Origin of the sequence: Streptomyces lusitanus (genome assembly GCF_042647945.1) — a bacterium.
In the GTDB taxonomy this organism is placed as follows: Bacteria; Actinomycetota; Actinomycetes; order Streptomycetales; family Streptomycetaceae; genus Streptomyces; species Streptomyces pseudogriseolus.
Map to the genome: position 1 here is coordinate 90,670 of NZ_JBHRWL010000006.1, position 19,406 is coordinate 110,075.

General features: G+C 69.2%; 13 protein-coding genes. 3 read left to right on the forward strand and 10 right to left on the reverse strand.

Translation table 11 applies throughout. From position 1 onward, the window contains the following. Window positions 1-67: 67 nt before the first annotated feature. Window positions 68-1,141 carry an LCP family protein gene (locus ACFOSY_RS10045; protein WP_394306696.1) on the forward strand — a complete coding sequence of 358 codons (1,074 nt, stop codon included), beginning with the start codon at window positions 68-70 and terminating at the stop codon, window positions 1,139-1,141. Window positions 1,142-1,192: 51 nt separating this feature from the next. Here the strand turns inward: ACFOSY_RS10045 and ACFOSY_RS10050 are convergent, their stop codons facing one another. Further along, window positions 1,193-2,212 (reverse strand): hypothetical protein, encoded by a 1,020-nt coding sequence (locus tag ACFOSY_RS10050; protein WP_394306399.1) that lies wholly within the window; start codon window positions 2,210-2,212, stop codon window positions 1,193-1,195. Between the two features lie 103 nt (window positions 2,213-2,315). Between ACFOSY_RS10050 and ACFOSY_RS10055 the strand changes: the two genes are divergently transcribed. Continuing rightward, a complete protein-coding gene (locus ACFOSY_RS10055; RefSeq protein WP_394306400.1) occupies window positions 2,316-2,702 on the forward strand; it encodes an NTP pyrophosphohydrolase in 387 nt (128 codons plus the stop codon). A gap of 96 nt (window positions 2,703-2,798) precedes the next feature. On the opposite strand, the gene ACFOSY_RS10060 is transcribed toward ACFOSY_RS10055, so the two are convergent. The 9 genes from ACFOSY_RS10060 to ngcE form a co-directional block, all read right to left on the reverse strand. Continuing rightward, window positions 2,799-4,301 carry an amino acid permease gene (locus ACFOSY_RS10060; protein WP_394306401.1) on the reverse strand — a complete coding sequence of 501 codons (1,503 nt, stop codon included), beginning with the start codon at window positions 4,299-4,301 and terminating at the stop codon, window positions 2,799-2,801. A 181-nt stretch (window positions 4,302-4,482) separates the two neighbouring features. Beyond that, entirely contained in the window at window positions 4,483-6,417 is a 1,935-nt protein-coding gene (dxs, locus tag ACFOSY_RS10065) for a 1-deoxy-D-xylulose-5-phosphate synthase (RefSeq protein ID WP_394306402.1), read from the reverse strand. Between the two features lie 226 nt (window positions 6,418-6,643). Continuing rightward, window positions 6,644-7,939, reverse strand: a complete 1,296-nt coding sequence (locus tag ACFOSY_RS10070; protein ID WP_394306403.1) for a sugar ABC transporter permease — start codon at window positions 7,937-7,939, stop codon at window positions 6,644-6,646. Continuing rightward, the gene (locus ACFOSY_RS10075) at window positions 7,936-8,727 is read right to left on the reverse strand and encodes an ATP-binding cassette domain-containing protein (RefSeq protein WP_394306404.1); all 792 of its coding nucleotides are present in this window, start codon (window positions 8,725-8,727) and stop codon (window positions 7,936-7,938) included. The genes ACFOSY_RS10070 and ACFOSY_RS10075 overlap by 4 nt, the downstream gene beginning before the upstream one ends. 179 nt (window positions 8,728-8,906) lie before the next feature. After that, window positions 8,907-10,007: an ABC transporter substrate-binding protein gene (locus tag ACFOSY_RS10080; protein ID WP_394306697.1), complete on the reverse strand. Its 1,101-nt coding sequence runs from the start codon at window positions 10,005-10,007 to the stop codon at window positions 8,907-8,909. A 134-nt stretch (window positions 10,008-10,141) separates the two neighbouring features. Continuing rightward, window positions 10,142-11,353 carry an ROK family transcriptional regulator gene (locus ACFOSY_RS10085; protein WP_394306405.1) on the reverse strand — a complete coding sequence of 404 codons (1,212 nt, stop codon included), beginning with the start codon at window positions 11,351-11,353 and terminating at the stop codon, window positions 10,142-10,144. A 229-nt stretch (window positions 11,354-11,582) separates the two neighbouring features. Next, on the reverse strand, window positions 11,583-12,491 hold the full coding sequence (locus tag ACFOSY_RS10090; protein ID WP_394306406.1) for a carbohydrate ABC transporter permease: 909 nt from the start codon (window positions 12,489-12,491) through the stop codon (window positions 11,583-11,585). Further along, window positions 12,488-13,549: a carbohydrate ABC transporter permease gene (locus tag ACFOSY_RS10095; RefSeq protein WP_394306407.1), complete on the reverse strand. Its 1,062-nt coding sequence runs from the start codon at window positions 13,547-13,549 to the stop codon at window positions 12,488-12,490. Before ACFOSY_RS10095 ends, ACFOSY_RS10090 begins: the two co-directional genes overlap by 4 nt. Window positions 13,550-13,556: 7 nt before the next feature. Next, window positions 13,557-14,897: an N-acetylglucosamine/diacetylchitobiose ABC transporter substrate-binding protein gene (gene ngcE, locus ACFOSY_RS10100; protein WP_394306698.1), complete on the reverse strand. Its 1,341-nt coding sequence runs from the start codon at window positions 14,895-14,897 to the stop codon at window positions 13,557-13,559. Window positions 14,898-15,572: 675 nt separating this feature from the next. Here ngcE and ACFOSY_RS10105 point away from each other — a divergent pair. Then, window positions 15,573-19,379: a GH92 family glycosyl hydrolase gene (locus ACFOSY_RS10105; protein ID WP_394306408.1), complete on the forward strand. Its 3,807-nt coding sequence runs from the start codon at window positions 15,573-15,575 to the stop codon at window positions 19,377-19,379. Window positions 19,380-19,406: the final 27 nt, after the last annotated feature.

Here is a 19,406-nt window from a genome sequence, read left to right on the forward strand (position 1 = left end):
CTCACGGGAGCGGCCTGCTGCCGTTGCCTCCGGGCACGAGTTGCGAGGACCCGCCGTGAGCCATGATCTGGGCACCCCTGTGCCGCCTTCCCACGCTTCGTCCCCCGGGCGGGGCAGACAGAAGAAGCGCCGTACCGGCCGGATCGTGCTTCTCTCCCTGCTCGTGCTCGTCCTCGCCGCGGGCGGCACCGCCTACTGGCTCTACAGCGGGCTCGACGGCAACATCAACGGCGTCGACATCAACGAGGCGATCGGTGACGACCGCCCGGAGAAGCTGCCCACCTCCGGCCAGAACATCCTGATCCTCGGCTCCGACTCCCGCGCGGGCGACAACGCGGAGCTGAACACCGGCAAGATCGCCGGCGCCCGCTCCGACACCGCGCTCGTGATGCACATACCCGAGGGCCGCACCCAGGCCGTCGCGGTCAGCATCCCGCGCGACACCCTGGTGACCCGGCCCGAGTGCAAGGACGGGGACGGCTCCACCGTGGCGTCGGCGGAGCGCGTGATGTTCAACTCCATCTACTCGCAGGTCGGTCCGGCCTGCGTGGTGAAGACGGTGGAGAAGATGTCCGGCGTCCGCATGGACCACTACGTCGAGATCGACTTCGCCGGCTTCAAGGACCTCGTGGACGCCATCGGCGGCGTCGAGGTCACCGTCGACCAGGACATCCACGACACGTCCAGCGGCCTCGACCTGACCGCCGGCACCCACCGTCTGGACGGCACCGAGTCGCTCCAGTTCGTCCGCACCCGGCACGGCATCGGCGACGGCAGCGACCTCGGCCGCATCGGTCTCCAGCAGGAGTTCATGATCGCCCTGCTCGGCGAGATCAAGAAGCAGGACCTGCTGGGCAGCCCCACCAAGACCTACAAGATCGCGGACACCCTGACCGCGGCACTCACCACCGACTCCGAGCTCGCCTCGCTCACCGCGCTCGCGGACTTCGGGCGCAGCATGAACGGTGTCGACCCCGGCTCCATGGAGACGATCATGCTGCCGGTGGCGTACGACACGCAGGACCCCAACCGCGTGGTGGCCGCCGAACCGCAGGCGTCCACGCTGTGGAAGGCCATCCGCAGCGACCAGGAGATCCCGGAGTCGGCGAAGAAGTCCCCGGCGACCGGGGGCGGTTCCTGACCCGGCGGCCCGAGTCGGGAGACGCCGGAGCCGGCGTCTCCCGGTGAGGTCTCAGACCTCCCGCCACCCCTCCAGCGCCAGCCCCGCCTCCGCCTTCCGGCGCGTGACGCGGAGGGTCGCGTCCGTGGGGTCGAGGGTGGCGGCGACCAGAGTGCCTTGGGCGTCGACCGCCAGGGCGATCTCCGCGGCGGACGGGAGGGGCGGGCCGGACTCGGTCCACCAGGCGCCCGCCTGCTCCCGCTCCGTGGGGTACGCCGCGAACGCCACCCGGCCGCTCTCCGAGCGCTGGGCGAGCACCGTGCAGTCGTGGCCGTCTATCTCGCAGCGCACGGCCGCGACGGGGCCCGGCCCCGCCGCCTGGAGCAGCGGCACCGGCTTGCCGCCGGGGCGCCAGGCGCACAACTCCCCGCCCTGGTCGGTGAAGAACAGGGTGGTCCGCTCGGCGGACGTGCGCAGCGCGCGCAGCGTGCCGGGGCGCGCGGCGACGTCCGCGGTCTCGTCCCGCGTGGGCGTCCTGCCGGGTTCCTCCTGACGCCAGTGCAGAATCCGGTCGGGCGTGGCCGCGTAGACCTCGACCAGGCCGGACTCCCGGGAGACGGCGGCGAGTTGATCCTGGATGCTCGATCCCTTGAGGTCGCGCCACGGGTACCAGCCGCCCCGCTCCTTCTGCACCAGCAGGCTGACCCCGCCGCCCGCGTTGCGCACGAAGACGTACGCGCGCCTGCGGTCGTCCACGGCCACGGCCGGCGTGCCCGTGCGGTCGCCCCTGCCGTTGGGGTGGCCGACCGGGGACCAGTCGAGCGGGGCGAGCAGCGGGCGGAAGTGGGTGGAGTGCACCAGGCGGGACTCCCCCGGCCCGGCCTGCCGCCAGGAGACCAGGTGGGCGTATCCGTCGCCGCCCTGTCCCACGGCCGCGGGTCCCTGCTGGAGCCCCAGGTCGCCGCCGATCCGGCGGAAGGGTTCCCAGGGGCCGCCGGGGGCGAGTTCCGCGCGGCACAGGACGGCGTCGTCCGATTTCAGATAGACGGTGAGGCGGCCGTCGCGGCCGCGGAGAAGCCAGTCGCCGTTCACCTGTTCACCTTACGCACTGCGGTCCGCGTCGCGGGCGTCGGGATCCCGCCGTACGGCCGCCCCCGCGGGGGGATTGCCCGGGCTTGCGTGGGACCCTGACCGTATGGAAGAGGCCGGTTCCCTGCTCGTGATCGTCGACGCCGCGAACGTCGTGGGGTCGGTGCCCGACGGGTGGTGGCGGGACCGCCGGGGGGCCGCCGAGCGGCTGCGGGACCATCTCGCGGAGCGGGGCGTGCCCGGTCGCCCGGGGCCCGTGGAAATCGTCCTGGTGGTGGAGGGCGCGGCCCGGGGTGTGGAGCCGGTGCCGGGCGTCCGGGTCGCGGCGGCTCCCGGCAGCGGGGACGACCACATGGTGGCCCTGGTGGCCGGGGCGGGCGACCGTCCGGTGCTGGTGGTCACGGCCGACCGTGAGCTGCGCCGCCGGGTGACGGAGCTGGGCGCCGACGTCGCCGGGCCGCGTACGGTGCGGCCCGCCCCGCGCCGGGACTGAGGCCCGGTCACGCCGTAGGCGGGCCCGTATACGCGCCGCGGCCCCGCGCCCCCGGGAACGGACCGGAAGCGCGGGGCCGCGGGGCGGTACGGCGGGTCAGGACGCCGGCGGCGTCGGCGCCGTGTCCTCCTCCCGGGCCATCCGGCTGTGCGTCCGGCTGTAGAGGAAGTACACGACGAAGCCGATCGCCATCCAGATGCCGAAACGGACCCACGTCTCGGCGGGCAGGTTGAGCATCAGCCACAGCGAGGCGGCCACCGACACGATCGGCAGCACCGGCACCCACGGGGTGCGGAACGCGCGGTGCAGGTCGGGGCGGGTGCGGCGGAGGATGATCACGCTGATCGCGACGATGACGAACGCGAACAGCGTGCCGATGTTCACCAGCGCGGCCAGTTCGTTGAGCGGGGTGAAGCCGGCCAGCACGGCGATGACGACGCCGAGCAGGATGGTCGGCCGGTGCGGGGTCCTGAAGCGCGGGTGGACCCGGGAGAAGAACCGGGGCAGCAGCCCGTCGCGGCTCATCGCGAAGAAGACCCGGGTCTGGCCGAGCAGCAGGATCATGCAGACGGTCGTCAGGCCGACGGCGGCGCCGAAGCTGATGAAGCCGGCGAACCAGGGATGCCCGGTGGCCTTGAACGCGTCCGCGAGCGGGGCGTCCACGGACAGTTCGGAGTAGTGCTGCATGCCGGTGACGACGAGCGACACCAGGACGTACAGCAGGGTGCAGATGAACAGCGAGCCGAGGATGCCGCGGGGCATGTCGCGCTGCGGGTTCTTGGTCTCCTCGGCGGCCGTGGCGACGATGTCGAAGCCGATGAACGCGAAGAACACCACGGACGCGGCGGTGAAGATGCCCATCACGCCGAAGTTGGCCGGGGCCCAGCCGAAGATGAGCTGGATGAGCGGTGAGTCGAGGCTCTGGCCGGCCGGCACGGGCTTCTCGTCGGGGATGAACGGGTCGTAGTTGTCGGCGGTGATGAAGAAGGCGCCGGCGATGATCACGACCAGGACGACGGTCACCTTGATGGCGACGACGAGCGTGGTGACCCGGGCGGACAGCTTCATGCCGAGGACCAGGATGCCGGTGAGCACCAGCACCAGGACGGCGGCGAGGATGTCGAAGCCGAAGACGTCGGAGCCCTCGCGGCTGCCGAGCGCGGCGGGCATCTCCCATCCGGCGTTGTCCATCAGCGACTGGATGTAGCCCGACCAGCCGACGGCCACCACCGCCGTGCCGAGCGCGAACTCCAGGACCAGGTCCCAGCCGATGATCCAGGCCGGCAGCTCGCCCAGGGAGGCGTACGAGAACGTGTACGCGGAGCCGGCCACGGGGACGGTGGAGGCGAACTCGGCGTAGCAGAGCGCGGCGAGCGCGCAGACGACGCCGGCCACCACGAAGGCCAGGGCGGTGGCCGGCCCGGCGTTGTCCTTGGCGACCGTGCCGGTGAGGACGAAGATGCCGGTGCCGATGATGACACCGACACCGAAGACGGTCAGATCCAGCGCGGACAGGGATTTCTTGAGGGCGTGCTCGGGCTCCTCGGTGTCGCGGATGGACTGCTCGACCTTCTTCGTCCGGAAGAGGGGGCTTGTCACGGGTTCCTCCCACGCTTGTCGTCCTCGACATGATCGAGAGGGGGCGTGATGCGTATGCCCCGGCGCGAGCTCCTTCACGCGAACGGGCCGCCCGCGCCACTCTTCACAGTGGCACGGGCGGCCCATACGGGCTACGTGGGCGCGACGGCCCCGTGACGGCGTGTCGCGCGCGGACGGCGGGTCAGTCCCGGGCGGGCTCCACCGAGTCGACGGCGTCGGCGGAGGAGCGCTCGTACCGCCCGTCGAGCTTGGCGACCAGGCCGGTGACCTGACGGGCGACGTCCGGGGCGGTCAGCCCGATCTCCGCCATGACCTCGGCGCGCGAGGCGTGGTCGAGGAAGCGCGGCGGGATGCCGAAGTCGCGCAGCGGCATGTCCACCCCGGCGTCGCGCAGCGCCTGGGCGATCGCGGAGCCGACGCCGCCGACGCGCGAGTTGTCCTCGACGGTGACGACGACGCGGTGCTTCGCGGCGAGCGGGGCCATCGCCTCGTCGACGGGCTTGACCCAGCGCGGGTCGACGACGGTGGCGGAGATGCCCTGCCGGTCCAGCAGCGAGGCGATCTCCAGGCACATCGGGGCGAGCGCGCCCACGGAGACCAGCAGCACGTCGGGCGTGTCGGTGCCGGGCTCGCGCAGCACGTCCATGCCGCCGACGCGGCCCACGGCGGGCACCGCGGGGCCGACGGCGCCCTTGGAGAAGCGGACCACGGTGGGGGCGTCCTCGACCGCGACGGCCTCGCGGAGCTGGGCGCGGACCTGGTCGGCGTCGCGCGGGGCGGCGAGCCGGAGGCCGGGCACGACCTGGAGGATCGACATGTCCCACATGCCGTTGTGGGAGGCGCCGTCGGTGCCGGTGACGCCGGCCCGGTCGAGCACGAACGTCACGCCGCACTTGTGCAGGGCCACGTCCATGAGCACCTGGTCGAAGGCGCGGTTGAGGAAGGTGGCGTACACGGCGAAGACGGGGTGCACGCCGGCGTGGGCGAGTCCCGCGGCGGAGACGGCGCCGTGCTGCTCGGCGATGCCGACGTCGTAGACGCGGTCGGGGAAGCGCTTGGCGAACTTGTCCAGGCCGACCGGCTGGAGCATGGCGGCGGTGATGGCGACGACGTCCTCGCGCTCCTCGCCGAGCTTGACCATCTCCTCGCCGAAGACACTCGTCCAGTCGGCGCCGGAGGTGGCGATCGGCAGGCCCGTGTCGGGGTGGATCTTGCCGACGGCGTGGAAGCGGTCGGCCTCGTCCTGGAGGGCGGGCTGGTAGCCGCGGCCCTTCTCGGTGATGCAGTGCACGATGACCGGGCCGTTGAACCGCTTGGCGCGGGCCAGCGCGGACTCCAGGGCCTCGATGTCGTGGCCGTCGATGGGGCCGACGTACTTCAGGCCGAGGTCCTCGAACATGCCCTGCGGGGCGATGAAGTCCTTCAGGCCCTTCTTCGCGCCGTGCAGGGTGTCGTAGAGGGCCTGGCCGACGACCGGGGTGCGCTCCAGGAGGTCCTTGGTGCGGGTCAGGAAGCGCTCGTAGCCGTCGGTGGTGCGCAGGGTCGCCAGGTGGTTGGCGAGGCCGCCGATGGTGGGCGAGTAGGAGCGCTCGTTGTCGTTGACGACGATGACCAGCGGGCGGTCCTTGGCGTCGGCGATGTTGTTGAGCGCCTCCCAGGCCATGCCGCCGGTCAGGGCGCCGTCGCCGATGACCGCGACGACGTGGCTGTCGTCCCGCTTCATGAGCTGGTTGGCCTTGGCGATGCCGTCGGCCCAGCCCAGCACCGTGGAGGCGTGGCTGTTCTCGATGACGTCGTGCTCGGACTCGGCCTGCGAGGGGTAGCCGGACAGGCCGCCCTTCATCTTCAGCTTGGAGAAGTCCTGCCGTCCGGTCAGCAGCTTGTGCACGTAGGACTGGTGGCCGGTGTCGAAGAGGACCTTGTCCTTCGGGGACTCGAAGACCCGGTGCAGGGCGATGGTGAGCTCCACCACACCGAGGTTGGGGCCGAGGTGGCCGCCGGTCTTGGAGACCGCGTCGACGAGGAAGGTCCGGATCTCCCCGGCCAGCTGGTCGAGCTCCTCGAGGGTGAGCCGGTCCAGATCGCGCGGTCCCCTGATGCGGGTCAGCAGCGGCACCCGTGCCTCCTTGCAGTAGAGCTGATCGAGCTGTTGCCGGGCGGGTCGAGTCTAATCTTCCGCTCACCCGATCGTTCCCGGGGCGGTGCGTCGTACATCACCCGTTCAGAGGTACCCCGCTACGGCACGACTGTGCCCGGCACCTGAAAGGCACCGGGCACAGAGTCACGCCTCAGGGGGCGCGGGGAACTGCGCGAACAACCACAGCGCACCCGCAGTCAGGCGACTAAGCCCGCCCCGCAGTCTTCTGCGTCTTCCGAGTGATCGCGTCGATGACGACCGTGGCAAGAAGAACACCACCGGTGATCATGTACTGCACCGGAGAGGCGATGCCCTCCAGCGCCAGCCCGTACTGGATGGACACGATGACCATCACACCGAGCAGCGCGTCCCACGTGCGGCCACGGCCACCGAAGAGCGACGTACCACCGATCACCGCCGCGGCGATGACGTTCATCAGGAACTCACCGGTACCGGCGCCCTGGTTCGCGGAGGCGATCTTCGACGCGACGAACAGACCGCCCATCGCGGCGAAGGTGCCGGCGATCGCGAAGACCGAGATGCGGATCAGCTCGACGTTGATACCGGCACGGCGGGACGCCTCGACGCTGCCGCCGAGCGCGAACACCTTGCGGCCGTAGGAGGTGCGGCGCAGCACGAAGTCGGTGAGGACCAGGAAGGCCAGGAAGATCACCACGGCCAGGGGCAGGCCCTTGTACTGGTTGAACACGATCGCGACGGCGAAGGCCAGGATCGCGAGCAGCACCGTCCGGACGATGATCTCGTTCAGCGGGCGGGAGGGCACCCCGGCGGCGTCGCGGCGGCGGTTGTCGAAGAACGCGGCGAGGAAGTACGCCACGGTCGCGAGCAGCGCCAGGCCGTAGGCCGCGGCCACGTCGCTGAAGTAGTAGCTGGTCAGCTTGACGACCAGGCCCTCGGAGTCCAGGTTGATCGTGCCGTTGTCGCCGAGGATCTGGAGCATGAAGCCCTGCCAGAACAGCAGGCCGGCCAGGGTGACGGCGAAGGCGGGCACGCCGATCCGGGCGAAGATGAAGCCGTGGATCGCGCCGGCGACCGTGCCGGTGAGGATCGCCAGGACGAGGGCGAGTATCTCGTTCATGCCGTGCGTGATGTTCAGCACGGCGAACGTGGCGCCCGCGACACCGCTGACGGAACCGACCGACAGGTCGATCTCGCCGAGCAGCAGGACGAAGACGATGCCGACGGCGATCATGCCGGTGCCGACCATGGCGACGGACATGTCGGAGAAGTTGCCGGCGGTGAGGAAGTTGCCGTTCAGGCTGGTGAAGATGGCCCAGATGACCAGCAGGCCGACCACCACGGGGATGGAGCCGAGGTCACCCGCCTTCATCTTCCGCTTGAACTCGTTCCAGTAGCCCATCAGGCCCTGTTCGCGCACCAGCAGCCGGGGGTCGACCGCGGTGACCGCCTTGGCGGCCGCGTCGGGGTTCGCCACGGAGTGTTCCTCGGCGGTGGGGGTGGAGGTCTTCTCGGTGCTCACTTCTTGATCTCCCCATTGGTGCGCGCCGCACGACGGGTCACGGCGTTGTCCGTGGCGCCCGTGATGGCGGAGATGATTTCTTCCTGCGAGGTCGACTTGACCTCGAAGACGCCGTTGTTGCGCCCGAGGCGCAGGACGGCGACCTTGTCCGCCACGGCCTTCACGTCGGCCATGTTGTGGCTGATGAGAATGACCGCGTGGCCGCGCTCGCGGAGCCGCTCGACCAGGTCGAGGACCTGCGCGGTCTGCTCGACGCCGAGGGCCGCGGTGGGCTCGTCCAGGATGACCAGCTTGGGCTCGCCGAGCATGGACCGGGCGATGGCGACCACCTGGCGCTGACCACCGGACAGCGAGGCGATCGGGATGCGGACGCTGGGGATGCGGATCGACAGGGTGTCGAGGAGCTCGCGGGAGCGGCGCTCCATCTCGACCTCGTCCAGGACGCCGCGCCTGCGCAGCTCCCGGCCCAGGTAGAGGTTGCCGACGACGTCGATGTTGTCGCACAGCGCGAGGTCCTGGTACACCGTCGCGATGCCCAGGTTCTGGGCGTCGTGCGGCTTGCTGATCTGCACGGGCCTGCCGTCCCACTCGATGACGCCCTCATCGATGGGATGCACGCCGGCGATCGTCTTGACCAGCGTGGACTTTCCGGCGCCGTTGTCGCCCACCAGGGCGACCACTTCACCGGCGTGGACCTCAAGCTCGACGTCGGTGAGCGCCTGGACGGCACCGAACCGCTTGGAGACCCCGCGCAACGCCAGCACGGGCGTAGCGGACACGTGAACCATCTCCTTCGCCGCCTGACCCGGCGGGAGGTTGTGCAAGGGATTGGGGGGGATGTTCCGTCCGGCGCCCCGCGTAGCTTGCGGGGCTGGTGTGTGCGGGGCGCCGGCGGAAGCGCGTGGCAGTCGTCCCGTCGGGGAGTCCGGGTCTGCGGACTCCCCTTCGTGACGGGATGCGGGACTGCTTACTTGAGGCCGATCTTGTCGCAGGCGGCCTTGTACTTGCCCGTGCAGATCTCCTGGACGGTGTAGATGCCGTCCTTGATCACGGTGTCGTTGATGTTGTCCTTGGTCAGCGACACGACCGGGACGATCACCGACGGGACCCCCTTGGTGGTGGGGCTGTCGACCTTGTCCTTGGCGATGGAGTCCAGCGGCTTGCCCTGGGCCAGCGCGACGGCCATCTCCGCGGCGACGTTCGCCTCCTGCGGGTACGGCTTGTAGACGCTCATGTACTGCTCACCGGTGACGATGCGCTGCACGCCCGCGAGCTCGGCGTCCTGGCCGGTGACCGGGACGTTGTTCAGGCCGGCGGCCTTGAGGGCGGTGATGATGCCGCCCGCCATGCCGTCGTTGGCGGAGTAGACGCCGACGATCTTGTCCTTGCCGAGGGCGGAGATGGCGCCCTCCATGTTGGCGTTGGCGTTCTCGGGCTTCCACTCCTTGGTGTCGTACTCGCGCCCGATCTTGACCTTGCCGTCGAGGACGGAGTGCGCGCCCTCCTTGAACATGGCGGCGTTCGGGTCCGTGGAGGAGCCGTTCATCATGACGATCTGGCCGCTCTTGGCCTTCGCGCCCAGCGCCTGGAGCAGGGCCTCGCCCTGCGTCTTGCCGACGGTCACGTTGTCGAACGACGTGTAGGCGTCGATCGGGCCCTCGGCGAGGCGGTCGTAGGCCACGACCGGGATACCGGCGTCCTTGGCCTTCTTCACGGAGCCGGCGATGGCCTTGGAGTCCACCGCGTCCACGATGAGCACGTCCACCTTGTTGGTGACCATCGTGTCGACCTGCTGGTTCTGCAGGCTGGCGTCCTGCTTGGCGTTGGCGTAGACGACCTCGCCCTTGTTGTTCGTGAGCTCCTTGACCTTCTTCTCGATCAAGGGCTTGTCGAGCTTCTCGTACCGCGCGGTCTGGTTCTCCGGCAGGAGCAGACCGACCTTGATGTTGTCGCCCTTGGCGGCGGAGTCGCCGGAGTCGCTCTTGTCGCCGGACTCGGCGGCGCTGCCACAGGCGGCGAGCGAGACGGCCATCGCACCCGCGGCGATGGCGAAGGCGGCACGACGCATACGCGTGTTCACTTCTACAAACCTCCCTGACGAGGCCGCGTCGTTGCGGCCGAGGTGGCTGGAAGTCAACTCGGCCGCACGTGCGACGTCAAGAAGTAAATCCTTAACGAGATGGCAACGGTGCCATCCGTTCTCTAAGTGAAGGCAGGGGTGGAGGCCGCGAGGGACCCCGTCGCCGTACCGTCCAGAAGGGTCGAATCGCCCATCTCGCTCAGCGCCAGCGCGAGGGCGCCGAGCACCTCGGCGCGGCCCCCAAGTGCCCCTGGAAGTACGGACAGTTGGCGCGCGGCACTCGGGATGGCGTAGCGTCCCACGGACTCTCTTATGGGGCCAAGGACCAGCTCGCCGGCCTCGGCGAGATCACCGCCGAGCACGACCCGGCTCGGGTTCAGGAGGTTGCACAGATTGGCTACACCGCTGCCGATGTGGCGGCCCACGTCGGCGACGACGCGGCGGCATCCCGGGTCGCCGTCCCTGGCCAGCCGTACGACGCCTTCCATGGTCAGGTCGGTGCCGTGGCTGGGCTGGAGCAGCGGCAGGACGTAGCGCGCGGCCGTGAAGGTCTCCAGGCAGCCGCGGTTGCCGCAGCGGCAGACCGGGCCGGCCTCGTCGAGGGTGATGTGGCCGATCTCGCCGGCCGTGCCGCCCGGGCCGCGGTAGATCTTCCCGCTGATCACCAGGCCGGCGCCGACACCGCTGGCGACCTTGATGTACGCCAGGTCGCGCACGCCCCGGCCGCTGCCCCAGACCATCTCGCCGAGGGCGCCGAGGTTGGCGTCGTTGTCCACGTGGACCGGCACGCCGAGCCGCCCGCGCAGCTCCTCCGCGGGGCGGGTCCCGGACCAGCCGGGCAGGATCGCGGTGGACCCGAGGGTGCCGGACTCCACGTCGATCGGCCCGGGCACGCCGAGGCCGACGCCCGCGACCTTGGACCGGTCCACCCCGGTGGCCTCGATCAGCCGGTTGACCAGCTGTTCCGCCCGGTCGAGGCCCTGTGCGGAGGAAGCGTCCACGTCCAGCGGTTCGGACTCCTCGGCCAGGACCTGATGGGCGAGGTTCCCGACGGCGACCCGCAGGTGGGTGTGCCCGAAGTCGACCCCGACGACTATGCCGGCGTCCCCGCTGAGCGAGACGCTGCGGGCCCGGCGTCCCCCGGCCGAGGTGGGGGTCACCTCGACCGTGCCGCCCTCCTTCAGTTCCCGGACGATGTTGGAGACCGTGGCCGCGGACAGGCCGGTCGTCCTCGCGATCTCGGCCTGGGTCAGGGAACCCGCCAGGCGTACTGCTCGGACGACCCGCTCCAGGTTGGCTCGGTGCAGCGACGACTGCGACCCCGGAGTCTCCATTGACTCTCACCCTCATCCCTGGCCCGCGTCACCGTGGGGCGACGGGGCCTTGTACAAGTTATGAAGTCCAAGCTCCGCTGAATCGCCCAGTGCCGTCAAGACCTTGACAGAAATCGGTTCCAGCCCGTGCCCGGCCGGCTACCCGGGGTGCGCCACAGGGGTCCGGCCCCGGAGAGCTGTCTCTCCGGGGCCGGACCCCTGTGCACGCCGGGTGGAGCGGCGGCCGGCGTCAGCGGAAGGTTCCCTGTGACACCGAGCCGGCGATCCGCCGCTGGAAGACGCAGTACACGATCAGTACGGGCACCACCGTGATCACGATCGCCGCGAACAGCGCGCCGTAGTCGATGTCGTAGACCTGCGAGGACGCGTAGGCGGCCATGCCCTGGGTGAGGACCCACATGTCCTGGTCGGTGTTGAGCGCCACCGGCAGCAGGAACTGGTTCCACAGGCCCAGGAAGTTGAAGATCGCCACCGCCGCCATGCCCGGACGGGCCATCGGCAGCATCACCTGGAAGAACGCCCGCCAGTCCCCGGCACCGTCGATCAGCGCGGCCTCGTACACGTCGTGCGGCAGCGACCGGAAGAACGAGTAGAGGAAGAACATCGTGAACGGCAGCGCGAACGCGACATAGGTGAGGATCAGCCCGGGACGCGTGTTCAGCAGCCCGAAATTCTGCAGCTGGAAGAAAAGCGGAACGATCGCCAGGAAGACCGGGAACGTCAGGCCGGCGAGCATGACGTAGTAGATCAGCCGGCGGCCGGGGAATTCGAACCGGGCGAGAATGTAGGCGCACATCGCGCCGAGCAGCATCACCAGGATCAGTGCCGAGACCACGACGATCACGGAATTCAGGAAGTACCGTCCGATGCTCGCGTCGGTCCACGCGTTCGCGTAGTTCTCGAACCGCCAGTGATCCGGCAGCGAGAACGGCGACGAAAGGATCTCGCCGGTCGATTTGAACGACGACATCAGCACCCACAGCATGGGCACGATCACGATCACGGACCACACGATCAGCAGGGCGTGCGAGATCGCCGCGAATCTGCGGTCGCCGCTCGCGGCCACGCGCGTCAGCTTCCGGTCCTTCGCCGGTTGACGGTCACCGACCGGCTTCCGGTCGGCGGCGATGACGCTCACCCGGCACCTCCCTCGGCTGCGGCACGCCGGGCCTTGGACCCGGGCGCCTTCCTCCTGCTCTCGCCCTCGCCGCCGCCCGTGAGGCGGTTGACGAGGAACACCAGCGCCGCGAACACCAGGGTGACGACGGCGAGGACGACGCCCATGGCGGTGGCGTAGCCGAACTGCTGCTTGGCGAAGGCGACGTTGAACAGACGCTGGCTGATCGTCAGGGTCGAGTTGTCCGGGCCGCCGTTCGGGACCATCGCCTGGACGTAGACGAACGCGTCGAGGGCGGCGATGCCCAGGTAGATGTACGCCGTCTGCACGCTGTCCCGGATCGCCGGCAGGGTGATCGAGACGGTGGTGCGCAGCCGCCCGGCCCCGTCGATCCTCGCCGCTTCGTACAGCTCGGCGGGGACGCCCTTGATCGCGGCGATGAAGAGCACCGCGTAGAACCCGACGAGCCCCCAGACGATGACGAACATCACGGCCGGCATCGCCGTCGCCTGCTCACCCAGCCACGCGAACGTGTCGAACCGGTCGAGGCCGAGGCCCGTGAGGACGCCGTTGAGCAGGCCGGCGTTCGGGTCGTACATCTGCGCCCAGATCAGACCGACGATGATCGCCGGCACGACGTAGGGGAAGAACGAGACGATCCGGTAGAACGACGCTCCGCGGATCCCCCGGACGGGGCCCTTGCTGGGCCCTCCCAGGGTGATGGCCACGGCGACCCCGAGGGCGAGCGTCAGCGTCACCAGCGGCACGAAGACCGCGAGGAGTGCGACGTTGCGCAACGCCTTCAGGAAGATGTCGTCCTGGAACATCTTCGTGAAGTTGTCGAAGCCGACGAAGTTGTAGTCCGGGCTGAAGCCGCGCCAGTCGGTCATCGCCCAGAAGATCGCCTGGCCGAACGGGATCAGGACGAAGATCACGAAGATGGCCAGCGGGACACCGAGGAACGCCAGGAAGAACGTCACCCGGTCGAACGTGAGCTTGCGGCGCCGTGGCCGCCCACCGCGAGCGGCCGGCTCGTGCCGGCGGCTCGCAGTCTTGGCAGTGGGGATCGTGTCCTTCATCGCGGTGCTAGCTGACCTTGACCTTGTCGACGGAGTCGTCCTCCCGGACCTTGTCGGAGATCTTCTGCAGGGCCGAGGTCAGCCCCTTGCCGTCGAGGTCACCGGCGAGGAACGAGTTCCACGGCACCAGCTGGTCGGTGTTCATCCCGTAGGTCTCGACGAACATGTAGTTGAAGATGTTGGTGCCCGCGGCCTCCAGCATCGTCGTCTGCGAGACGAGGGCCGTCGATCCGTAACCGTCGGCGGGCACGGTGCCCTTGACGATCGTCGGGGCCAGCTTGGTCTTGGAGAAGTTGGCGGCCGCCTTCTCCGACAGCATCGCCCGCAGCACCTCCTTGGCGCCGGCCGGGTTCTTGCCCTGCCTGGGCACGATGAACGGCTCGCCGGCGGCCGCGCGGAGCGACTCGTAGGGCAGCGCCGGCTTGTCGGTGAGCGTCATCGACGGGAATCCGGTCATCTGGAAGTCCGCCTTCGTGGCCTTCTTCATCTCGTTCTCGATCCAGCCACCGGACGGGTAGAGCAGCGCCTTCTGGTCGTTGCTCCAGATCGCCTGCGCCTTCTGGAACTGGGTGCCGGAGCCGCCGGGGACGAACATCTTCTGCCTGACCATGGTCTCCATGACCTTGATGACGCCCTGGATGGCCGGGTGCGACCAGCAGCCCTTCTCCAGGTTCTCCAGGCCGAGCCGGACCTCGTCGCCGCCCTCCTTGATCGCCGAGTCGATCAGGAGCGTGCGGTAGTAGGTCGCCGCCTCCTTGCCGTGGACGAAGAGGTACTTGCCCTTCTTCTTCGCCTGCTGGCCGAGGTCGAGCGCCTCGTCCCAGGTCTTCGGCGGGGTCCAGCCGTTCTCCTCGAACAGCGTCTTCGAGTACCAGACGCCGTACACGGTCATCACGTAGTTGAGCGCGACGAACTTGTCCCTGAACGTGCCGGGGGCCTTGACGCCGGGGTAGACGATGTCGGCGATCTTCTTGCCCTCGTAGGTGTTGGCCTCGAAGAGGTCGTCGAGCTCCTCCAGCTGGTCGAGGATGCCGAGGAAGCCGATCTGGTCCTCGCCGGAGTTGTCGATGAGGTCCGGCGGGTTGCCGCCGACGAAGCGGGGCTGAAGCTGGGGGGCGATGTCGACGACCGGCTTGACCTGGACCTTGAGGCCCTTGACCTGGCTGCCGAGCACCTGGTTGGTGTAGTCGACGTAGTCGGTGCCGTAGCCGCCGTCGAAGATGGCCGCCTCGACCGTGGAGTTCGCGGCGACACCGAACGGATTCGTGGCGCTCTTCTCGCCCTTCGGGCCGCTGCCGTCGCTTTCGTTGCTGGAGGGAGAGCTGCACGCTGCCGCGAACGAGCCCATCGCCGCGGTGGCGATGGCCCCGCGCAGGAGCGTCCGCCTGTCAAGAGAGCCGGCACGAATGGTCATCTCTGCATCCTCACTGATCGATTGGCTCTGTACGGGGTGTGCTGCGTGTGCGCCCGCCGTGGCCGGACCTGTTCTGTGCCGGCCGCACGGGGGCGTTGTCGCCGTCGTCTCGGAGCCGCGGTGCGGCGCCGGTGATCAGCTGAGCGATGCCGGCACAGAAGTCGCCGGGGCCGGAGCGGCGGTCGCACTCCGCCTGATCAGATCGCAATGGCCTGTGCCGGAAGTGGATCCCATGCTCAAGTCCTCGCCTTCTCCAGGACTCAGGCGGTGAACCGGATCCTTACCGGCACCGCGTTCGGGTCAAGCTGGGTCGTGCAGGAAGTGCGGCTGGTACTGGTCGGGTGCGGTGAAGATTGCCCCGGAGTGCCGACAGGTATAGTCCACTTCACGCCGACGGAGCAAGATCGAATGCAAGGTTCCCCTTACGTCTTTTCCGAGTTGAGACCTCGCGGAAATAAGAGCCTCGGGCACCTTCCGGGACGGAAATGTCCCCGTCATCACCGGTGAATGCCACAAACAACCCCTTGACATCACAGGCCACTTGACCCACTACTGGTCCTTGCGGTCTGCAATTGACAACGTTGTCCAGCGCAGGGAGGGTGCTCGCGCATGCAACAGAGGGTTCGACACAGATGGGGAACGGCGGTCGTCGCGACGACCGCCTTCGCTTTGGCCGCGGGCTCACAGGGCGCCGCCGTGGCGCTGCCCGAGGCGCCGCGGAAGGCCGACCGGGAGTTCTCCTCGTCGTTCGAGTCCGGGGACCCCGCCCCGGACTGGCAGAACACCGTCGACACCACGCGGGGCGGCGAGAAGCGCGCCTCCGGCGTGGACGGCGGTTACAGCTCGGGCATCCCGGGCAACGTCACCGACCATGTCACGGACGTCCGCGCGAGCGCGGAGAACACCGGCGGCGGGGAGGTGAAGGAGAACCTCGTCGACGGCGAACCCGGCAGCAAGTGGCTGGCGTTCGAATCCACCGGCTGGGTGGAGTTCGACCTGGACGCCCCCGCCAAGGTGCTCCGTTACGCCCTCACGTCCGCCAACGACGCCGCCGAGCGCGACCCGAGGGACTGGACCCTCAAGGGCTCCACCGACGGCGAGAACTGGCAGACCCTCGACACCCGCTCGGGCGAGACGTTCGCGGAGCGCTTCCAGACCAAGATCTACGACATCGACGCCTCCGCGGTCGCCGACTACCGGCACTTCCGGCTGGAGATCACCAAGATCGGCAGCGGCGACATAGTCCAGCTCGCCGACGTCCAGTTCTCCACCGGCGACGACGAGGCGCCGATACCGCAGGACATGCTCTCGCTGGTCGACCGGGGCCCCACCGGCTCGCCGACGGCCAAGGCGGGCGCCGGGTTCACCGGCAAGCGCGCCCTGCGCTACGCGGGCCGGCACACCACCGACGGGCGGGCGTACTCGTACAACAAGGTGTTCGACGTCAACACCAGGGTCGAGCGGGACACCGAACTGTCGTACCGCATCTTCCCGTCGATGGCGGACGGCGACCTCGACTACGACTCCACCAACGTCTCCGTCGACCTCGCCTTCACCGACGGCACCTACCTGAGCGACCTGCGCGCCACCGACCAGCACGGCTTCCCGCTCACCCCGCAGGGGCAGGGCGCGTCGAAGATCCTTTACGTCAACCAGTGGAACAACGTGGTCTCCCGGATCGGCTCGGTGGCCGCCGGCAAGACCGTGGACCGGATCCTGGTGGCGTACGACTCCCCCAAGGGCGAGACCAAGTTCCGCGGCTGGCTGGACGACGTGTCGCTGAAGCCGGTCAAGCCCGAGCGGCCGAAGGCGCATCTGTCCGACTACGCGGTGACGACCCGGGGCACCAACTCCAGCGGCAGCTTCTCGCGCGGCAACAACTTCCCCGCGACGGCCGTGCCGCACGGCTTCAACTTCTGGACCCCGGTCACCAACGCCGGTTCGCTGAGCTGGCTGTACGACTACGCGCGCGGCAACAACGCGGACAACCTGCCGACGATCCAGGCGTTCAGCGCGAGCCACGAGCCGAGCCCCTGGATGGGCGACCGGCAGACCTTCCAGGTGATGCCGTCCGCCGCCTCCGGCACCCCGGACCTGGACCGGGAGAAGCGCGAACTGGCGTTCCGGCACGAGAACGAGACCGCGCGGCCGTACTACTACGGGGTGCGGTTCGAGAACGGTCTGAAGGCCGAGATGGCGCCGACCGACCACGCGGCGGCGATGCGCTTCACCTTCCCCGGCGACGACGCGAGCGTGCTCTTCGACAACGTCACCGACCAGGCCGGCCTGACCCTCGACGAGGAGAACGGCACCTTCACCGGCTACTCGGACGTCAAGTCCGGGCTGTCCACGGGCGCGACCCGGCTGTTCGTCTACGGTGAGTTCGACAAGAAGGTCACCGAGGGCGACGCCAGCGGCGTCAAGGGCTATCTGCGCTTCGACGCGGGCAAGGACCGCACGGTCACCCTGCGCCTGGCCACCTCGCTGATCAGCGTGGACCAGGCGAAGGACAACCTGCGCCAGGAGATCGGCGAGCGCACCTCCTTCGACAAGGTCAAGCGCGACGCCCGCAAGCAGTGGGACAGGATCCTCGGCAAGGTCGAGGTCGAGGGCGCCACGCCGGACCAGCTGACCACGCTCTACTCCAGCCTGTACCGGCTGTACCTGTACCCGAACTCGGGCTTCGAGAAGGTCGACGGAAAGGACAAGTACGCCTCGCCGTTCTCGAGGATGGTCGAGCAGGACACGCCGACCCACACGGGCGCGAAGATCGTGGACGGCAAGGTCTACGTCAACAACGGCTTCTGGGACACCTACCGGACGACCTGGCCGGCGTACTCCTTCCTCACCCCCTCCAAGGCCGGTGAGCTGGTCGACGGGTTCGTGCAGCACTACAAGGACGGCGGCTGGACCTCCCGCTGGTCCTCCCCCGGCTACGCGGACCTGATGACCGGCACCTCCTCGGACGTCGCCTTCGCGGACGCCTACGTCAAGGGCGTCGACGGCTTCGACGCGAAGGCCGCGTACGACGCGGCGGTGAAGAACGCCACGGTGGTGCCCCCGTCGTCCGGTGTGGGCCGCAAGGGCATGGCGACCTCGCCGTTCCTCGGCTACACCAGCACCGAGACCCACGAGGGCCTGTCCTGGGCCCTGGAGGGCTACCTGAACGACTACGGCATCGCCAAGATGGGCGAGGCCCTCTACAAGAAGACCGGCGAGAAGCGCTACAAGGAGGAGTCCGCGTACTTCCTCAACCGGGCGCAGGACTACGTCAACCTGTTCGACTCCGAGGCCGGCTTCTTCCAGGGCCGTGACCTCAAGGGCGACTGGCGGGTGAAGTCCTCCGAGTACGACCCGCGGGTCTGGGGCTACGACTACACGGAGACCAACGGCTGGGGCTACGCGTTCACCGCCGCCCAGGACAGCCGGGGCCTCGCCAACCTGTACGGCGGGCGCAAGGGCCTCGCCGACAAGCTGGACGAGTACCTCTCCACGCCCGAGACGGCCTCCCCGGACCTCAAGGGCTCCTACGGCGGCGTCATCCACGAGATGATCGAGGCGCGCGACGTCCGGATGGGCATGTACGGCCACTCCAACCAGGTGGCCCACCACGCCCTGTACATGTACGACGCGGCCGGGCAGCCCTGGAAGACCCAGAAGAACGTGCGTGAGGTGCTGTCCCGCCTCTACACCGGCAGCGAGATCGGGCAGGGCTACCACGGCGACGAGGACAACGGCGAGCAGTCCGCCTGGTACCTGTTCTCCTCGCTCGGCTTCTACCCGCTGGTGATGGGCAGCGGCGAGTACGCCATCGGCTCCCCGCTGTTCACGAAGGTCACCGTGCACCTGGAGAACGGCCGCGAGCTGGTCGTGAAGGCGCCGAGGAACAGCGCGAAGAACGTCTACGTGCAGGGCCTGAAGGTCAACGGCAAGCGCTGGAACTCCACGGCGCTTCCGCACTCGGCGATCGCCAAGGGCGGCGTGCTGGAGTTCGACATGGGCCCGCGCCCGTCGTCGTGGGGCACCGGCAAGAACGCCGCGCCGGTGTCGATCACCCAGGACGACGAGGTGCCCACGCCCCGCGAGGACGCGGTGAAGGGCGAGGGCCCGCTGTTCGACAACACCTCGGCGACCGGCGCCGCGGTGACCGAGGTCGAGCTGCCCGTGGAGAAGGCCGCCACGGCGGTGCAGTACACGCTGACCTCCACGGAGGCCGCCAAGGCGCCCACCGGCTGGGTGCTCCAGGGCTCCGCGGACGGGCAGACCTGGCAGGACCTGGACCGGCGGACGGACGAGTCCTTCCGCTGGGACAAGCAGACCCGGGTCTTCTCGGTCGCCGACCCGAAGCCGTACGCGCACTACCGGCTGGTGCTGAGCGGTGAGGCGACGCTGGCGGAGGTGGAGCTGCTGAGCTGACCCGCGCTCACCTGGCGGGGCCGGACC